Below are 17,657 nucleotides of genomic sequence, written 5' to 3' on the forward strand. Positions count from 1 at the left end.
TCGAGCGCGGCGTCTCCGACTCGTGGTGCTGGATCAGGCGCATCGTGGTCGCGTTCCGCTCCACCAGGGCGCGCGACGTGATCATCTCGCTCACGTAGAGTCCGGCGCCGTACTCGCGGCACAGGCGCCGGAACGCGGTGTTGGTGATACCCGCCATGGGCGCGAGGACGACGGGGACGTCGACGACGATCGGTCCGATGCGGAGGGCGCGGTCCGGGGCGAGAGTGGCAGTCACCCGTCTATTCTCCCAGACCGCGACCCCGAGGGTGCGGCCGAGGGTTAGCCTGGGCACATGAGCGTGGATTCCACCGTCGACCTGCGAGAGATCACCTTCCTCACCGCGGAGGGAGAGCCCGCATCCTTGGCGGATTATGCCGGCAAGGTCGTGCTCGTGGTGAACGTCGCCTCCAAGTGCGGCCTTGCGCCGCAGTACGAGCAGCTCGAAGAGCTGCAGCGCACCTATGGAGACCGCGGCTTCACGGTCCTCGGATTCCCCTGCAACCAGTTCATGGGGCAGGAGCCGGGGTCGATGGAGGAGATCCAGGAGTACTGCTCGATGACGTGGGGGGTCACGTTCCCCATCCTGGACAAGATCCGCGTCAACGGATCGCACGCCGCCCCGCTCTACAAGGCGCTGAAGAAGACGAAGAACCCCGAGGGCGCTTCCGGCCCCGTCATGTGGAACTTCGAGAAGTTCGTCGTCACGCCGGAAGGCCGGGTGCACCGGTTCCGTCCGCAGACGAAGCCCAATGACCCGGCCATCGTGAGTGTGATCGAAGCGGCGCTGCCTGCCTGATCAGGCCGACTCGACCTCGAGCTCTTCGGTCTCGCTCGAGCGCTCCGCCCAGATCTGTCGCACGATCTGCGTGAAGGCGGCCGGGGGCTGCGCGCCGCTGACGCCGTACTTGCCGTCGATGACGAAGAAGGGCACGCCGCTGATCCCGTAGGCGCTCGCCTGCTTCTGGTCCGTCCGGACCGCCGCGAGGTACCGCTCCGACTCGAGCGCCTCCCGTGTCGCGGCCTCATCCAGTCCGACCTCGCCCGCGAGGGCGACGAGCTCGTCGAGCTGCCCGACGTGGCGACCCTCGGTGAAGTGGGCGGCGAGGAGCCGTTCCTTCATCTCGTGCTGGCGCCCCTGGTCCTTCGCGAAGTGCAGCAGCTCGTGCGCCTTCACCGTGCCGGTCGGCTTCACCATGCTGAAGTCGTAGTGCAGGCCCGCCTGCGCGGCGACGCCGGTGACGTGCGCGAGCATCTGCTCGACATCCGCCGCCGGCATCCCCTTGTTCTCCACCAGGTAGTCACGCTCGGTGCCCACGTAATCGGTGGGGGTGTCCGGGGAGAGCTCATACGAATGGAAGGTGACGACCACGTCGGGCGCGTCGTCGTCCTGTGCTGCTTCGGCCAGGCCGGTCTCGAGGTTGCGCTTCCCGATGTAGCACCAGGGGCACACCACATCGCTCCACACGTCGATCTTGATGGGGTCGGTCATGTGGGTGACAACCGGCTCCCGGGAGCGACTATTCCGACGTGGTCGCATCCGGTGCGTCGACCGCCCCGCCGAACCGCCGGTCGCGGTCCTGGTACAGCTCTATCGCGTGCCACAGGTCGCGCCGGGAGAAGTCCGGCCACAGCGTGTCGAGGAACACGTACTCGGCGTACGCGGACTCCCACAGCAGGAAGTTCGAGGTGCGCTGCTCGCCGCTGGAGCGGACGAACAGGTCGACGTCCGGCATGTCGGGCTGGTACATGCGTCGCGCCAGCAGCTTCTCGGTGACGGCGGAGGGGCGGAGTCTTCCGGCGGCGACGTCGTCGGCGATCGAGCGCACGGCGTCCACGATCTCGACCCGGCCGCCGTAGTTCACGCACATCGTGAGGGTGAGCACGTTGTTGTCGCGGGTGAGCTGTTCGGCGAACTGCAGCTCGGTGATGACCGAGCCCCACAGCCGGGGCTTCCGTCCCGCCCAGCGCACCCGCACGCCCCACTCGTTGAGCTGGTCGCGGCGGCGGTGCAGCACGTCACGGTTGAACCCCATGAGGAAACGCACCTCGTCGGGCGAGCGGTTCCAGTTCTCCGTCGAGAACGCGTACACGCTCAGATGCGTCACTCCGGCCTGGATAGCCCCGGCGACGACGTCGAGGAGCGCGGCCTCGCCGGCCTTGTGCCCCTCGACCCGGGTAAGACCCTGGCGGTTGGCCCAGCGGCCGTTGCCGTCCATGACGATCGCGACGTGCTTCGGCACCTTCGGGAAAGCGGGCGGGTATTCGGCGGTCCAGTCGACCGGGCGGTACGGCACCGCATCCTTGTGCGTGAAGGGGCGGGGACTCACCGGGTGTGCTCCATCTGGGACAGGGAACGGATGCCGCGCTCGAGGTGGAACTGTGCGTAAGCGGCGACGAGGCCGGACGCGCTCGCGGCGGATCGGGTGGATGCGGCATCCACCGTGTCCCACTCTCCTGCCAGCAGTGCGCGCAGCAGCGCGGTCGTGTCGGATTCGATCCTTGCGGCGCCGGCCGGCGCGCAGGAGTCGCACACGGCGCCGCCGGACTGCGCGAGAAACCACCGGTGTGGGCCTAGGGCGCCGCAGCGAGCGCACGCGTCGAGTCCCGGCGCCCAGCCGGACAGCGCGAGCGCGCGCAGCAGGTACGAGTCGAGGATGCTGCGTGAGCCGTGGGCGCCCTGGGCGAGGGCGCGAAGGCCGCCGACGAGCAGGAAGTAGTGGTGGGCGCTGGCTTCCGCATCCGCCAGCCGGTCCGCGGTCTCGACCATGGCGCTGGCGGCGGTGTACCGATCGTAGTCGGCGGCGATGTCGGCCCCGTAGGTGCCGAGTGATTCGGCCTGCTGCACGATGTCGAGGTTCCGGCCGATGTAGAACTGCGCGTCGGCGACCATGAACGGTTCGAGGCGCGCGCCGAGCCGGGACGAGGTACGACGGACCCCCTTGGCGACGGCGCGGATCTTGCCGTGGCGCCGGCCCAGCATGGTCACGATGCGGTCGGCCTCACCCAGCTTGTGGGTGCGGAGGACTACGACCTCGTCGCGATAAGTGGGCACACCTCGATTATCCCGCCCATGGCTGACAATGGACGGGTGACCGAGCCGCTCTTCGTGATACCGCTATGGGCCGATCTGATCGCCGTCGCCCTCGGCGGGGTGCAGGGGGCGCTGTTCGCGTCCGGTTTCCGCGGTCAACGGCGGCTCGATTTCCTCGGTGTCGCGATCATCGGCATCGTCATGGGCATGGGTGGCGGGCTCATCCGCGACCTGCTCCTGGGCCTGTCCCCCACCACGCTGCACAACAACTGGTATCTGGTGACCGCGACCGCGGCGGCCCTCGTCGGGATGCTGCTGGCGGGGCTTTTCCAGCGGCTCAATGGCGTGATCGTCGGCCTGGACGCGCTCGTGATCGGCCTGTTCGGCGCCTTCGGGACGAGCAAGGCGCTCGCGGTGGGACTGCCGCTCGTGCCCGCGATCTTCGTCGGGGTGTGCTCGGCCGTGGGCGGTGGCATCCTCCGCGACGTGTTCATGGGGCTGCCGGTCGCGATCATGCACGTCGGGTCGCTCTACGCGGTGGCCGCGGGCGCCGGCTGCGCGGTGCTCGGCGTGCTGAGCCTGTTCGGGGTGAACATCACCGTGGCGGCGGTCGCCGGGGTCTCCGTCACCACGATCCTCCGCATCCTGGCCGTCGTCTTCGACGTCTCACTGCCGGAGCAGCGGATGCTGTACCGGCGCAAGGTCGCCGTCGAGACCGCCGCGATTCCGATCGTCCGCCCCTCCGCCGACCGCTGACGCCGAGACTGCTTCTGGGCGCCGAAACTGCGGGGTTACCCCGCTGTCTCGGCGCCCAGAAGCAGTTTCGCGGTGAGGGGACCTCAGACGGCGGTGAGCTCCGAGGAGCGCTCGCGCGTGCGGATCGCGCGGTTCACGCCCGACACGATCGCCTTGAGGGATGCGGTGGAGATGTCACCGTCGATGCCGACGCCCCAGAGGCGTTCGCCGTCGACCTGCAGCTCGACGTAGGCCGCGGCCTGCGCGTCGCCGCCGGAGCTCATGGCGTGCTCGACGTAGTCGTACAGCGTGACGTCGAAGCCCTGCGCGCGGACGACCTCGAGGAACGCAGCGACCGGACCGTTCCCGGAGCCGGACGCCTCGTAGCGGTCCTCACCGTCGCGGAGGGTGACGTCCAGCCGCACGTCGCCGCCCAGATCGCTCGCGGTGCGGGTGCCCAGCAGCTCGAACCGGCCCCAGCGGGCGTCGGCGGCGGATGAGGGCAGGTACTCGTCCGCGAAGATCCGCCAGATCTCGTCGCTCGTGACCTCGCCACCCTCGGCGTCGGTCTTGGCCTGCACGACCCCGGAGAACTCGATCTGGAGCTTCCGCGGCAGATCGATCGCGTGGTCCGTCTTCAGCAGGTACGCGACGCCGCCCTTGCCGGACTGCGAGTTGACGCGAATGACGGCCTCGTACGAGCGGCCGAGGTCCTTCGGGTCGATGGGCAGGTACGGCACGGCCCACTCGATGTCGTCGACGGTCTTGCCCTCGGCGGCGGCGCGGTCGGCCATCGCCTCGAAGCCCTTCTTGATGGCGTCCTGGTGCGACCCGCTGAACGCGGTGAACACGAGGTCACCGGCCCACGGGCTCCGCTCGGGCACCGGCAGCTGGTTGCAGTACTCGACCGTGCGCTTGACCTGGTCGATGTCGCTGAAGTCGATCTGGGGATGCGTCAGCATGTTGATGCCAAGTGCGACCAGGTCGACGTTGCCGGTGCGCTCACCGTTGCCGAAGAGGCATCCCTCGATGCGGTCGGCGCCGGCCAGGTAGCCGAGCTCGGCCGCGGCGATCGCGGTGCCGCGGTCGTTGTGCGGGTGCAGCGACAGCAGCACGTTCTCGCGGTACTTCAGGTGCCGGTTCATCCATTCGATGGAGTCGGCGTACACGTTCGGGGTGGCCATCTCCACCGTCGCGGGCAGGTTGATGATGACCTTCCGCTCCGGGGTCGGCTCCAGCACGTCGAGCACCTGGTTGCACACGTCCGCGGCGAACTCGAGCTCGGTGCCGGTGTAGCTCTCCGGCGAGTACTCGTAGTAGACCGTCGTCTCGGGGATGCGCTTCTCGAACTCACGGCACAGCCGCGCGCCCTCCAGGGCGATGTCGATGATGCCCTGCTTGTCGGTGCGGAACACGACCTCGCGCTGCAGGATGCTGGTCGAGTTGTACAGGTGCACGATGGCCTGCTTCGCGCCACGGATCGACTCGTAGGTGCGCTCGATGAGGTGCTCGCGCGCCTGCGTCAGCACCTGGATCGTGACGTCCTCGGGGATGAGGTCCTGCTCGATCAGCTCGCGGACGAAGTCGAAGTCGGTCTGGCTCGCCGAGGGGAATCCGACCTCGATCTCCTTGTAGCCCATGCGCACCAACAGGTCGAACATGACCCGCTTGCGCTCGGGGCTCATCGGATCGATGAGGGCCTGGTTGCCATCGCGCAGGTCGACGGCGCACCAGCGGGGGGCAACCGTGATGCGCTTGTCCGGCCAGGTACGGTCGGGCATGTCCACGCGGATCTGCTCGTGGTAGGGGCGGTACTTGTGCGTCGGCATGGTCGACGGCTTCTGGGTGTTCTTCATGATGTCGCGTTCTCTCGTCAGATGAGGGGGGCCAACACGAAGCTCCGCGACGAGGAAGGCCCTAGAACGAGGCCTCGTCGCGGCAGCTAAGAAGGAGCTGGCCGTAGCGCATGCCTTCAGGCTACACCCGGAGCGGGAGTGCTCCGAAAGCGAGCGTTCAGGGGATCAGGGCGACCTTGCCACCGGGGTGACCGGACAGCACGAGCCGGAAGGCCGCGGGCGCCTCGGAGAGCGGGAAGGTCCGGGCGACCGGCACCTCGAGGAGGCCTTGGCCGGCGAGATCGATGAGGTGGCCACGGATGCGGTCGCGGAACGCCGCGCTCCCGGGCATCGTCCCACCGATCGCGGTGAAGCCGTGCTCCTGCGCCTGTTGCGGCGCGACGATGGTGACGATGCGGGCGCGGTCCGGGACGAGCTCGAGCGACACGTCGACGGCTTCCGCGGTGCCGACCGCGTCCAGTGCGGCCGCGATCGGGGCACCGCCCGCCGCCTCGCCGACCCGGTCTGCGAGGCCGTCGCCGTACCGGACCGGGATGCCACCGTAGCGGCGCACGCGGTCGGCTCCGTGTTCGCTCGCGGTGCCGATCACGCGCACGCCGAGGAGGGCCGCCTGCTGCAGCACGCTCACGCCCACCGCACCGGAGGCGCCGTGCAGCAGGATCGTCTCGCCCGAGCGGGCACCGGTGACCTCGAGCATCTCCGCCGCCGTGGCGCCGGCGAGCAACAGGTTCGCCGCCGCCTCGTGGCTGAGGGTCCCGGGTTTCGCGAACACTTTCTCGGCCGGAACGGTGAGCTCGGTCGCATACCCGCCCTGCACCCGGAACGCGAGCACCTCGTCGCCGACCTTCGCCGCGCCCGAACCGATGACCGTGTCGGGCCCGACCGCGGTGAGCTCCCCCGATACTTCGTAGCCGATCGGGACGGGAAGGGTCAGCCCGGGACGGGGCGCCGCGGTGTGCTTCCCGTCGGCGGGGTTCACCCCGGCGGCACGCACGCGGATCGTGACCTCACCGGGCCCGGGCGCCGGCACGTCCCGCTCGACGAAACTCCAGCCCTCCGGGCTCCCCCATGCGGTCGCGAGCCACTGCCGCGCCATGTCAGAACCCCAGACGTCCCAGCTGCTTCGGGTCGCGCTGCCATTCCTTGGCGATGCGCACATGCAGCTTCAGGAACACCCTGGTGCCGACGAGCGGCTCGATCTGCGCCCGGGCTCGAGTGCCCACATCACGCAGCCGAGCCCCGCGGTGTCCGATGATGATGCCCTTCTGGCTATCACGCTCGACCACGACGCTGGCGTGGATGTCGGTGATTTCGCCGTCCTCCCGGGGGGCCATGTCGTCGACCGTCACCGCGATGGAGTGCGGCAGTTCGTCGCGCACCCCTTCCAGTGCAGCCTCACGAATGATCTCCGCGATGCGGTCCTCCAGGGACTCGTCGGTGGCGATATCGGTCGGATACAGCGCCGGCGAGGGCGGCAGCAGGCTCAGCACCTCGTCGGTGAGCACCTCAAGCTGCTCTCCGCCGGCGAGGGCGGACAGCGGGATCACCGCGGTCCAGTCCTCCCGCAGCGCGTCGACCTCCAGGAGCCGTTCGGTGATCTGCTCTCGGGTGGCCGCATCCGTCTTGGTGATGAGGGCGATCTTCTTCGCCCGCGCGAATCCGTCCAGCGACTCGGCGATCCGCCGGTCGCCCGGGCCGACCTGCTCGGTGGCCGGCGCGCAGAAGGCGATGACATCGACGTCGCCGAGCACGTTGTCGACGAGGTCGTTGAGGCGCTGGCCCAGGAGCGTGCGCGGGCGGTGGATGCCGGGTGTGTCGACGACGATGAGCTGGCCGCCAGGGCGGTTCACGATGCCGCGGATGGCGCGACGCGTGGTCTGCGGCTTCTCGCTCGTGATAGCGATCTTCTCACCCACGAGGGCGTTCATGAGAGTGGACTTGCCCACGTTGGGGCGGCCCACGAAGGTCACGAATCCACAGCGGAAGTCGGTCTGGTCGGATGCGGTCATCACTCGCCCTTTCGGATGCGGATCTCTCCGGTTCGGGTCGAAACAGGTTCTTCGGGCACGGGCTGGCGTTCGACGAACACGGTCGCCAGTCCCTTGCCGCGGCCGCGGGAGGTCGCCCCGGTGAGCGTCAGCCCCTCGTACTCCACGGTGTCGCCGGGCTGCGGCACGCGGCCGAGCACCTTGCCGAGCACGCCGCCGACGGAGTCGACGTCGTCGTCGTCCAGTTCCAGGCCGAACAGGTCGCCGACCTCATCGAGACCGAGGCGGGCGCTGACGCGGTAGCGGCCGGGTTCCAGCTCCACGACCTCGGTGCTGCGCGGGTCGTACTCATCGGCGATCTCGCCGACGAGCTCCTCGATGAGGTCCTCCAGGGTGACGAGCCCGGCGATTCCGCCGTACTCGTCAACGACCATGCACACGTGCACGGCGTCGCGCTTCATCTGCTGCAACAGGGATTCCGCGCGCATCGACTCGGGTACGAAGACGGCGGGGCGTGCGATGCGGGCCGCGGGCAGGTGCGCCCACGCGGTCTCGTTCCGGAAGGCGAACTGGACCAGGTCCTTCAGGTAGAGGATGCCCTCGACCTCTTCGCCGTCCTCGGACATCAGCGGCATCCGGGAGACGCCCTTGTCGAGGAAGAGGCTGAGCGTGTCGCTCGCGGTCGCGTCGGAGTCGACCACGACCATGTCGGTGCGCGGGATCATCACCTGGCGCACGTACGTGTCGGTGAACTCGAACACGGAGTGGATGAGTTCGCGATCGTCCTCTTCGATGAGGTCCTGCATGGCGGCCTCGTCGAGCATGCTGAGCAGCTGCTCCTCGGTGTCGAAGGAGGAGGCGCGGGCACCGCCCGGGGTGACCCGGCTGCTCAGCGCGACGAGCGCATGGGCGAGCGGACCGAGTGAGATGCGGATCCCCCGGATGACGGGAGCGGCGCCGCGGAGGAGCCCCTGGGCGTTCTTGCGTCCGAACGCGCGCGGGCTCGACCCGACGAGCACGAACGAAATGGCGGTCATGAGCACCACGGCGGCCAGCAGCGCCCACCAGATGCTGTCCAGCAGCAGCATGAAGGCTGCCGTGACGAGCACGGCGGCACCGGTCTCGGTGAACACGCGCATGAAGGCGACGGCGTTCGCGTGCGCGTCGGGGTCGGCGGCGATGCGGCGCAGCGCATCCGCGTTGCGGCCACCCTCCGCGAGTTCCGCGAGGTCCTGCCGCGACGTCACCCCGAGCGCTGCGTCGATCGCGGCCATCAGGCCGCCGAAGGCGACGAGCAGGACAGCGGCGAAGATCAGCAGGACGGCGGTCATCGGGTACGGCGTCGCTCGGCCAGCGTGAACGACACGATGAGGTCGCGCTGCAGGCCGAACATCTCCTTGGCGTCGTCGGGTTCGGCGTGGTCGAAGCCGAGCAGGTGCAGCAGACCGTGGGTGGTCAGCATGACGAGTTCGTCGATCATCGGATGCGGCGGGCTCGCCTGGGCGGCCTGCACCTGCGCCACCTGCGGGCACAGCACGATGTCCCCGAGCAGGCCCGGCGGCGTGGGGGCGTCCTCGGTGCCGGGGCGCAGCTCGTCCATGGGGAAGCTGAGCACGTCGGTGGGGCCGGGCTCGTCCATCCACTGCACGTGGAGGGACTCCATCGCGCCCTCGTCGACGAGGAGGATCGCGACATCCGCATCCGGGCTGACACGCAGTTCGCTGAGGTTGCTCTCCATCAGCCGCAGGATCACCGTCTCGTCGATCTCGACGCCGGACTCGTTGGTGATCTCGATCGTCATGGGCGTCCTCGTTTGATCTGCCGGTCGCGGGCGCCGCGGCGCTCCGCGCGGTTCGCGAATTCGTTGGCCTCTTCGCGCTCTCGCCGGGCAGAGAGCCGCTGCTCGTCGTACTCGGTGTACGCGTCGACGATGCGGCCCACCAGGGAGTGCCGCACGACGTCGGCGCTGGTGAGGGTGGAGAAGTGGATGTCGTCGATGTCCTTCAGGACGCGGGTGACCAGGCGCAGCCCCGAGGACCCCTGCGGCAGGTCGACCTGCGTGATGTCGCCGGTGACGACCATCTTCGTGCCGAAGCCGAGGCGCGTGAGGAACATCTTCATCTGCTCCGGCGTCGTGTTCTGCGCCTCGTCCAGCACGACGAACGAATCGTTGAGGGTGCGACCGCGCATGTACGCCAGCGGTGCCACCTCGATCGTGCCGGTCGCCATGAGCTTCGGCACGAGTTCGGGATCGAGCATCTCGTTGAGCGCGTCATAGAGCGGCCGCAGGTATGGGTCGATCTTGTCGGTGAGGCTGCCGGGCAGGAAGCCGAGTCGTTCGCCGGCTTCGATCGCGGGGCGGCTGAGGATGATGCGGCTGACCTCTTTGCGCTGCAGCGCCTGAACGGCCTTCGCCATCGCCAGGTAGGTCTTGCCGGTCCCGGCCGGCCCGATGCCGAACACGATGGTGTTCTCGTCGATCGCGTCGACGTACTCCCGCTGTCCGAGGGTCTTCGGCCGGATGACCCGTCCGCGGGAGGACAGGATGGGCTCGGTCAGCACCTCGGAAGGCCGCATCCCGCCGTCGGTGTCGAGGATCCGCTGCGACGAGCGCACCTCGCCCGGACCGAGGTCGACCCCGGTGCGGGTCATCTCGAGCATCTCCTCGACGAGCCGGCGCGCGGCCGCGACCGCGATCGGTGGCCCGCTGAGGGTGATCTCGTTTCCGCGCACCAGGACGTCGACGTCCGGGTGTTCGTGCTCGACGACCCGCAGCAGCCGGTCGCCCGGGCCGAGGAGCCGGACCATCGCGATCCCGTCGGCGAACAGCCGGACGACGGCTTCCTCCGGCACGGGGGCGTCGCCGGCGCCGGGTTCCCGCGGCGCGTCAGTCACCGAGGCTCCCCTCGTCGAGTCCACCGGCGAGCACGTGCGCGTGCACGTGGAAGACGGTCTGGCCAGCGCCGGCGCCGCGGTTGAAGATCAGGCGGAAGTCGCCGTCCGCGTGCTCGTCGGCGAGCCGGGCGGCGAGGTCCGTCATCTCGGCCAGCAGCGACGGGTCGCCTGCAGCGAGGTCGACCACATCCCGGTACTGCTCGGTCTTGGGGATCACCAGCAGGTGCACCGGCGCCCTCGGCGCGATGTCGCGGATGGCGAAGACGCGGTCGGTCTCGGCAATGATCTCGGACGGGATGTCGCCCTGCAGGATGCGCGTGAAAACGGAGGGCTCGCTCATATCCTTCAGTCTATCGAGGCCGGGTCGGGCGCGGCGGGGCGCGTCACCAGCGGCCGAGCGCCACGGCGACGGCGGCGAGGGCCGCCGGTCCCGCCGTGGAGGTGCGCAGCACCTCGGTACCGAGCCGCGCGATCCGCGCCCCGGCCGACTGCAGCGCCTGCAGCTCTTCGGTGGCGATGCCGCCCTCCGGGCCGACGACCAGCACGATCTCGTCCGCATCGCGCACCTGCGCCGCAAGACCGGTGAGTGCCTCCTCGGCCGACGGCTCGAGCACGACGACCAGCGCGGATGCGGCGCGCTCGGCGAGCTGTGCCGTGCGGGTGAGACCGGACACCTGCGGGATCCACGGCCGGTGCGCCTGCTTCGCGGCCTCGCGCACGATGGCCTCCCACCGGGCACGGCCCTTCTCAGCTTTCATGCCCTCCCAGCGGGAGACGCTACGCGCCGCCTGCCACGGGACGATCTCGTCCACCCCGAGCTCGGTCGCGGCCTGCACCGCGAGCTCGTCGCGATCACCCTTGGCCAGCGCCTGCACGAGCACGAGCCGCGGGGACGAGGCCGGCACGTCACGACGCCCGGTGACGCGGACCTCGACCTCGCGCGACGAGGCGCTCTCGCACGTCCCGGTGAGCCAAGTACCGGCGCCGTCGCCGACCGTGACCTCCTCGCCGACGCGGATGCGGCGGACGACGGCGGCGTGGTGCGCCTCGGCGCCGGTGAGCACGAGGAGTTCCCCGGGCTGCAGGGCGCCGGCCGTGGGGTCGACGAAGTGCAACGGCACGGATCAGCCGTTCCGGAAGCGGTCCCGGAGCTTCGCGAACAGCCCCTGCTGGTATGCGGCCAGGTGCGGCGCGGGAGCCTTGGTGCGCTTGGCGAACTCCTCGATGAGGGCGCGTTCCTTGCCGTCGAGCTTCGTGGGCGTCACCACGTGCACGCCGACGCGCAGGTCGCCGCGCTGCGAGCCGCGGAGCGGTGTGATGCCACGGCCCTTGATGGTCAGCACGTCACCGGCCTGGACCCCCGGCCGGATCTCGAGATCCACCGGGCCGTCCAGGGCCTCGATCTGCGTGCTGGTGCCGAGGATCGCGTCGCTCATGGACACGTCGAGGGTCGCGAGCAGGTCGTCGCCGTCGCGGCTGAACACCTCGTGGGGCTCGACCGTGATCTCCAGGTACAGGTCGCCGGAGGGGCCGCCTGCCTGACCGACCTCGCCGGAGCCGGGGAGCTGCAGGCGCAGCCCGGTCTCGACGCCGGCCGGGATGTCGACCGACACGGTGCGGCGGGCGCGGACGCGGCCCTGACCGTGGCAGGTGGCGCACGGGTACGGGATGGTGGTGCCGTACCCCTGGCAGGCGGTGCACGGCTGGCTCGTCACGACGTTGCCGATGAGACTCCGGACGGTGCGCTGCACGTTGCCGGTGCCGTGGCAGATGTCGCAGGTGACCGGCGCGGTGCCCGGCTGACAGCATCCGCCCTGGCACGTCTCACAGAGCACTGCAGTGTCGACCTCGAGGTCGCGGTGCACGCCGAACACGACGTCGCCGAGACCGAGGGTGACACGCACGAGGGCGTCTTGGCCGCGCTCGCGACGGGACCGCGGGCGGTTCCGCTGCCCGCCGCCACCACCGCCGAAGAACGTATCGAAGATGTCGCCGAAGCCGCCGAAGCCGGCGCCGCCGAAGGAGCCGCCGGAGTCGCCCATGTCGTAGCGACGGCGCTGCTCCGGGTCGCTCAGCACGTCGTAGGCGTGCGTGACCAGTTTGAAGCGCTCGGAGGCGTCCGCCCCCGGGTTCACGTCGGGGTGGAGCTCCCGCGCCAGCCGCCGGTATGCCTTCTTGATCTCGTCCGGGGTCGCTTCCCGCGACACACCGAGGACCTCGTAGTGGTCAGCCACTCTTGCCTTTCCTGTCCGCGCCGTGCGCGGATTATCCGGTGCGCGCCCGTCACCGGGCGCGCTCGTCCTCATCCAGCAACCGGCTCAGGTACCGGGCGACCGCCCGCACCGCACCGAAGTTGCTCGGGTAGTCCATCCGCACCGGTCCCAGCACGCCCACGCGTGCCCGGCCGCCGGTGGTGTCGTAGTCGCTCGCGACCACGGATGCCTCTTCGAGCCCGAACGGCTCGTTCTCGCGGCCGATGGATGCGGCGAGCCCATGCTCACCGGCCACCATCTCGTCCACAAGGCGCAGCAGGGTCACCTGCTCCTCGAGGGCTTCGAGCAGCGGGAAGATGCTCCCACGGAAGTCGCCTTCGCTGCGGGCGAGGTTCGCCGCTCCCGCCATGACCAGCCGGTCCTGACGGAACTCCTCCAGCTCCTCCGACACGACCCGCAGCACGGAGCGGAGCGCCTGATCGGCGCGCGGCCCCTCCTCCGGGAGCGACGCGAGCGCCTGCGTCACCACGGTGGCGCTGTCACGAACGGCCCGGCCGGTGACGAGCACCGACACGCGCGCCCGGAGCGTGGCGACATCCGTCTCGTCCAGGTCGTCGGGGACGGCCGCGATCCGCTGCGAGACGCGGCCGGTGTCGGTGACGAGGATGACGACGGCGCGCGCACCGCCGAGGTGGACGAGTTCGACGTGCGTGATGTTCGCGCGTTCGAACGACGGGTACTGCACCAGCGCCACCTGGCCGGTGAGCTGGGTGAGTGCCCGCACGGTGCGACTGAGCAGGTCGTCCAGATCCGCCGGCTCTGAGAGGAACGACGTGATGGCGTTCCGCTGGGCGGGACTGAGCGGCCGGAGTTCCGCGAGGTGGTTCACGAAGACGCGATAGCCCTTGTCGGTCGGCACCCGGCCGGACGACGTATGGGGCGCGGCGATGAGATCCTCGTCCTCCAGCAACGCCATGTCGTTGCGGATCGTGGCCGCAGACACGCCGAACTGATGCCGGTCGACGATCGATTTGCTGCCGACGGGCTCGCGCGTCGCCACATAGTCCTGCACGATCGCACGAAGCACCTCGAGACCGCGTTCGCTAACCACGTTCCCTCCTTCCGGCTGGCACTCCATCCCTGGGAGTGCCAAGTCTAACGCGGGCGGGTGGGAGCGTGCGTCAGGCGGTGAGGGTGCGGACGACCGCGTCAGCTAGGAGTCGTCCGGAGCGCGTGAGCACGACGCGGCCGCGGAGGGCAGCCGCGGGCTCGACCAGGCCGTCGGCGATGAGGCCCGCCACGGACTCCCGACCGTCCATGCTGAGTTCGCCGAGGTCGAGGCCCTCGCGGATGCGGGAGCGCAGCAGCACGCGTTCGAGCTGGGTCGCCTCCGCATCCGGGATCTCCCGCGCGGCCGCCGGCGACTGCCCCGCGGCGAGCCGCTGCGCGTAGGCGGCCGGATGTTTGACGTTCCACCACCGGACACCGCCGACGTGACTGTGAGCACCGGGACCGAAGCCCCACCAATCGGTGCCACGCCAGTACGCGAGGTTGTGCCGCGAGCGGTGCGCGTCGCCCCGGGCCCAGTTCGACACCTCGTACCAGTCGAGTCCGGAGCCCGCGGCGAGCTCATCGACGAGCTCGTACATGTCGGCCTGTAGGTCGTCGGACGGCGCGTGCAGCTCTCCCCGGCGGATGCGGCGGGCGAGCGGGGTGCCGTCCTCGACGATCAGCGCATACGCCGAGAGGTGGTCGGTACCGAGCGCGAGTGCGGTCTCGACCGACTCCCGCCACTGCGCCAGCGTCTCCCCCGGCGCGCCGTAGATGAGATCGACGCTCACGTCGAGTCCTGCGGCGCGGGCGGCCTGCACGGCGGTGGCGACGTTCGCCGGCTGGTGCGTGCGGTCGAGCGTCGCAAGCACCTCCGGGACGGCGGACTGCATCCCGATCGACAGCCGCGTGACGCCGGCGGCGGCGAGGCGCTCGGCGAGGGCGTCGGTGACCGTGTCGGGGTTCGCCTCCACCGTGATCTCGGCGCCCGGGGCGATCCCGAAGGCGTCACGGACGTCGTCGAGCATCGAGGCGAGTGCATCACCGGGGAGCAGCGTGGGGGTGCCGCCGCCGAAGAACACCGTCTGCGCGGGGCGGAGCGGACCGAGCCCGCCCAGCACGTCCCGGGCGAGGGCGATCTCCTGCCGCACCGACCCGGGGTAGTCGTCGCGGCGGCTCCCCCGCAGCTCCTCCGCGGTGTACGTGTTGAAGTCGCAGTACCCGCACCGCACCCGGCAGAACGGGACGTGCACGTAGACGCCGAAATCGGTCGCCGCATCCACGGCCGTGATCGGCAGGGTGCCGTCGGCGGGGACCGGGTCGCCGAGCGGGAGTGCGGACGGGGCCATCAGGTGTACATGGGCGAGATCGCCCGCAGGTACCGCTGGGTGAGCTTGTAGCGGCGGCGCTTGGTGAGGATCGGGAAGACCCGGTACAGCAGCGACGCGGGGGCGTCGAAGGCACGCACCGTGAACCACACCTCGTCGTTGGCGTACCAGTCGACCATGAACGATTCCTCGCCGCTGACGACGGAGTCCCCGACCGTCCCGAGCGCGAACCCGATGCGACGCTTCTCCTCGACCACGAAGATGACCCGCAGCTCCGCATCCGCCCGCTGGCCGGCGACGCGGCCGTGCACCTGGATCGTGGTGCCGGCCCCGACGAATGGGGTGCCATCCTGGTCGTAGCGCTGGTCGGCCTCGAGGCGGGTCGGCGCGATCGGCTGCCCTTCCTCGTCGAAGCTCACGCCGGTGTAGGCGGGGCCGGATGCGGGACGGACGTCCCGAACCTCGAGCCCGGCGTCGCGCTGCGCGCGCCACGACAGCAGTGCTTCACCGGCGGCGCGGAAGCGCGCCTCGCCGCTGCCGATCTTCCACGACTCGTGCGAGGGGATGCTGCGCTCCGGCGGATACTGCAGCAGATCGGGCGCCTGCGTCGCGCCGACGGCGGCATAGTCGACAGTCTCGTCCCTGAAGGTCCCGCGGCGCATGTGATCCAGCCTAAAGCGTCGTCGACAGACGCGCCCGGGCGCCCGTCACTTCTTGTCCTTGCCTTCGACGTCACCGCTGAGAGCGGCGATGAACGCCTCCTGCGGGACCTCCACCCGGCCGACCATCTTCATGCGCTTCTTGCCCTCCTTCTGCTTCTCGAGGAGCTTGCGCTTGCGGGTGATGTCACCGCCGTAGCACTTGGCGAGCACGTCCTTGCGGATGGCGCGGATGTTCTCGCGCGCGATGATGCGCGCACCGATCGCGGCCTGGATGGGCACCTCGAACTGCTGGCGCGGGATGAGCTTCCGCAGCCGTTCGGTCATCATGGTGCCGTAGGCGTAGGCCTTCTCGCGGTGAACGATCGAGCTGAACGCGTCGACGGGCTCGCCCTGCAGCAGGATGTCGACCTTCACGAGGTCGGCGGTCTGCTGGCCGGCGGGCTCGTAGTCGAGGCTCGCGTAGCCCTGCGTCCGGCTCTTCAGGTGGTCGAAGAAGTCGAACACGATCTCACCGAGCGGCATGGTGTACCGCAGTTCCACCCGGTCCTCGCTGAGGTAGTCCATGCCGAGCAGGTTGCCGCGGCGGGTCTGGCAGAGCTCCATCACGGTGCCGACGTATTCCTTCGGGCAGAGGATGCCGACCTTCACGACCGGCTCCGACACCTCGGCGACACGGCCGTCGGGGTACTCGCTCGGGTTCGTCACCGAGATCTTCTCGCCGGTGTCGGTGGTGACCTCGTAGGTCACCGACGGCGCCGTGGTGATGAGGTCGAGATCGAACTCGCGCGAGAGGCGCTCGGTGATGATCTCGAGGTGCAGGAGGCCGAGGAACCCGCAGCGGAAGCCGAAGCCGAGCGCGACGGAGGTCTCCGGCTCGTACTGCAGGGACGCATCGGACAGCTTGAGCTTGTCGAGCGCCTCACGGAGGTCGCCGTAGTCGCTGCCGTCGATCGGGTAGATGCCGGAGAAGACCATCGGCTTCGGGTCGGTGTAGCCCGGCAGCGCGTCGGTGGCGGGCTTGCGGTGCGTCGTGATCGTGTCGCCGACCTTCGATTGGCGGACGTCCTTCACCCCGGTGATGAGGTAGCCGACCTCGCCGACGCCGAGCCCCTTGGTAGGCACGGGTTCGGGGTTCGAGGTGCCGATCTCCAGCAGGTCGTGCGTCGCTTTGGTCGACATCATCTGGATGCGCTCGCGCGGCTCCAGCTTCCCGTCGATCATGCGCACGTAGGTCACGACACCGCGGTAGGAGTCGTACACCGAGTCGAAGATCATGGCGCGGGCCGGAGCATCCGGGTCGCCCTTGGGCGCGGGGATCTGCTCCACGATGCGGTCGAGGAGCTCTTCCACGCCAACCCCGGTCTTGCCGCTGACGCGCAGGACGTCCTCCGGCTTGCCGCCGATGAGGCCGGCGAGCTCGGCGGCGAACTTGTCCGGGTCGGCCGCAGGAAGATCGATCTTGTTCAGCACCGGGATGATGTGCAGGTCGTTCTCGAGCGCCAGGTAGAGGTTCGCGAGCGTCTGAGCCTCGATGCCCTGCGCGGCGTCCACCAGCAGCACGGCTCCCTCGCACGCGGCGAGGGAGCGGCTCACCTCGTACGTGAAGTCGACGTGGCCGGGCGTGTCGATCATGTTGAGGGCGAATGTGCCGTCAGCGGTGGCCCACGGCATCCGGACCGCCTGGCTCTTGATCGTAATGCCCCGCTCGCGCTCGATGTCCATGCGGTCCAGGTACTGGGCGCGCATGTCGCGGTCGGAGACGACTCCGGTGATCTGCAGCATCCGGTCGGCCAGCGTCGACTTGCCGTGGTCGATGTGGGCGATGATGCAGAAGTTGCGGAGGAGCTCCGGGGGCGTAGCGGCCGGCTGGAGGGGCGTGAGTGCGCGCGGTGACATGTT

General features: G+C 69.7%; 19 protein-coding genes. 2 read left to right on the forward strand and 17 right to left on the reverse strand.

Annotated features, from left to right (window positions below):
- The coding region (locus NT132_RS00750) for a tRNA-dihydrouridine synthase (RefSeq protein ID WP_297783301.1) at positions 1–235 on the reverse strand (235 nt) is incomplete at its 3' end.
- A gap of 57 nt (positions 236–292) precedes the next feature.
- Here NT132_RS00750 and NT132_RS00755 point away from each other — a divergent pair.
- A complete protein-coding gene (locus NT132_RS00755; protein ID WP_297783304.1) occupies positions 293–796 on the forward strand; it encodes a glutathione peroxidase in 504 nt (167 codons plus the stop codon).
- On the opposite strand, the gene NT132_RS00760 is transcribed toward NT132_RS00755, so the two are convergent.
- From NT132_RS00760 to recO, 3 genes are read right to left on the reverse strand one after another with little or no spacing between them, the layout of a single operon-like run.
- A complete protein-coding gene (locus tag NT132_RS00760; RefSeq protein WP_297783307.1) occupies positions 797–1,489 on the reverse strand; it encodes a DsbA family oxidoreductase in 693 nt (230 codons plus the stop codon). It lies immediately after the preceding gene.
- Between the two features lie 28 nt (positions 1,490–1,517).
- Positions 1,518–2,327, reverse strand: a complete 810-nt coding sequence (locus NT132_RS00765; RefSeq protein WP_297783310.1) for an isoprenyl transferase — start codon at positions 2,325–2,327, stop codon at positions 1,518–1,520.
- A complete protein-coding gene (gene recO, locus NT132_RS00770; RefSeq protein WP_297783313.1) occupies positions 2,324–3,052 on the reverse strand; it encodes a DNA repair protein RecO in 729 nt (242 codons plus the stop codon). Before recO ends, NT132_RS00765 begins: the two co-directional genes overlap by 4 nt.
- 36 nt (positions 3,053–3,088) lie before the next feature.
- Here recO and NT132_RS00775 point away from each other — a divergent pair, with 36 nt between their 5' ends.
- Positions 3,089–3,787 (forward strand): TRIC cation channel family protein, encoded by a 699-nt coding sequence (locus NT132_RS00775; RefSeq protein ID WP_297783316.1) that lies wholly within the window; start codon positions 3,089–3,091, stop codon positions 3,785–3,787.
- Between the two features lie 83 nt (positions 3,788–3,870).
- Here the strand turns inward: NT132_RS00775 and leuA are convergent, their stop codons facing one another.
- The 13 genes from leuA to lepA form a co-directional block, all read right to left on the reverse strand.
- A complete protein-coding gene (gene leuA / locus NT132_RS00780; RefSeq protein ID WP_297783319.1) occupies positions 3,871–5,622 on the reverse strand; it encodes a 2-isopropylmalate synthase in 1,752 nt (583 codons plus the stop codon).
- 157 nt (positions 5,623–5,779) lie between these two features.
- Positions 5,780–6,718, reverse strand: coding sequence for an NADP-dependent oxidoreductase (locus NT132_RS00785; protein ID WP_297783322.1), 939 nt, complete (start codon positions 6,716–6,718; stop codon positions 5,780–5,782).
- 1 nt (position 6,719) lies between these two features.
- The gene (era, locus tag NT132_RS00790) at positions 6,720–7,631 is read right to left on the reverse strand and encodes a GTPase Era (RefSeq protein WP_297783325.1); all 912 of its coding nucleotides are present in this window, start codon (positions 7,629–7,631) and stop codon (positions 6,720–6,722) included.
- Positions 7,631–8,941 carry a hemolysin family protein gene (locus NT132_RS00795; RefSeq protein WP_297783328.1) on the reverse strand — a complete coding sequence of 437 codons (1,311 nt, stop codon included), beginning with the start codon at positions 8,939–8,941 and terminating at the stop codon, positions 7,631–7,633. The genes era and NT132_RS00795 overlap by 1 nt, the downstream gene beginning before the upstream one ends.
- Complete coding sequence (ybeY, locus tag NT132_RS00800) at positions 8,938–9,411, reverse strand: rRNA maturation RNase YbeY (protein ID WP_297783332.1); 474 nt, start codon at positions 9,409–9,411, stop codon at positions 8,938–8,940. Before ybeY ends, NT132_RS00795 begins: the two co-directional genes overlap by 4 nt.
- Positions 9,408–10,418, reverse strand: a complete 1,011-nt coding sequence (locus tag NT132_RS00805) for a PhoH family protein (RefSeq protein WP_297783455.1) — start codon at positions 10,416–10,418, stop codon at positions 9,408–9,410. Before NT132_RS00805 ends, ybeY begins: the two co-directional genes overlap by 4 nt.
- 79 nt (positions 10,419–10,497) lie before the next feature.
- The gene (locus NT132_RS00810; protein WP_297783336.1) at positions 10,498–10,845 is read right to left on the reverse strand and encodes an HIT domain-containing protein; all 348 of its coding nucleotides are present in this window, start codon (positions 10,843–10,845) and stop codon (positions 10,498–10,500) included.
- Positions 10,846–10,888: 43 nt separating this feature from the next.
- Positions 10,889–11,626, reverse strand: coding sequence for a 16S rRNA (uracil(1498)-N(3))-methyltransferase (locus NT132_RS00815; RefSeq protein ID WP_297783339.1), 738 nt, complete (start codon positions 11,624–11,626; stop codon positions 10,889–10,891).
- Between the two features lie 3 nt (positions 11,627–11,629).
- Positions 11,630–12,739: a molecular chaperone DnaJ gene (dnaJ, locus tag NT132_RS00820; protein WP_297783342.1), complete on the reverse strand. Its 1,110-nt coding sequence runs from the start codon at positions 12,737–12,739 to the stop codon at positions 11,630–11,632.
- Positions 12,740–12,788: 49 nt separating this feature from the next.
- Entirely contained in the window at positions 12,789–13,829 is a 1,041-nt protein-coding gene (hrcA, locus tag NT132_RS00825; RefSeq protein ID WP_297783345.1) for a heat-inducible transcriptional repressor HrcA, read from the reverse strand.
- Between the two features lie 70 nt (positions 13,830–13,899).
- A complete protein-coding gene (gene hemW / locus NT132_RS00830) occupies positions 13,900–15,117 on the reverse strand; it encodes a radical SAM family heme chaperone HemW (RefSeq protein ID WP_297783348.1) in 1,218 nt (405 codons plus the stop codon).
- Complete coding sequence (locus NT132_RS00835) at positions 15,117–15,758, reverse strand: DUF1990 family protein (protein ID WP_297783351.1); 642 nt, start codon at positions 15,756–15,758, stop codon at positions 15,117–15,119. Before NT132_RS00835 ends, hemW begins: the two co-directional genes overlap by 1 nt.
- A gap of 45 nt (positions 15,759–15,803) precedes the next feature.
- Positions 15,804–17,654 carry a translation elongation factor 4 gene (lepA, locus tag NT132_RS00840; protein ID WP_297783354.1) on the reverse strand — a complete coding sequence of 617 codons (1,851 nt, stop codon included), beginning with the start codon at positions 17,652–17,654 and terminating at the stop codon, positions 15,804–15,806.
- Positions 17,655–17,657: the final 3 nt, after the last annotated feature.

This window comes from Microbacterium sp. (assembly GCF_026393345.1).
Taxonomy (GTDB): domain Bacteria; phylum Actinomycetota; class Actinomycetes; order Actinomycetales; family Microbacteriaceae; genus Microbacterium.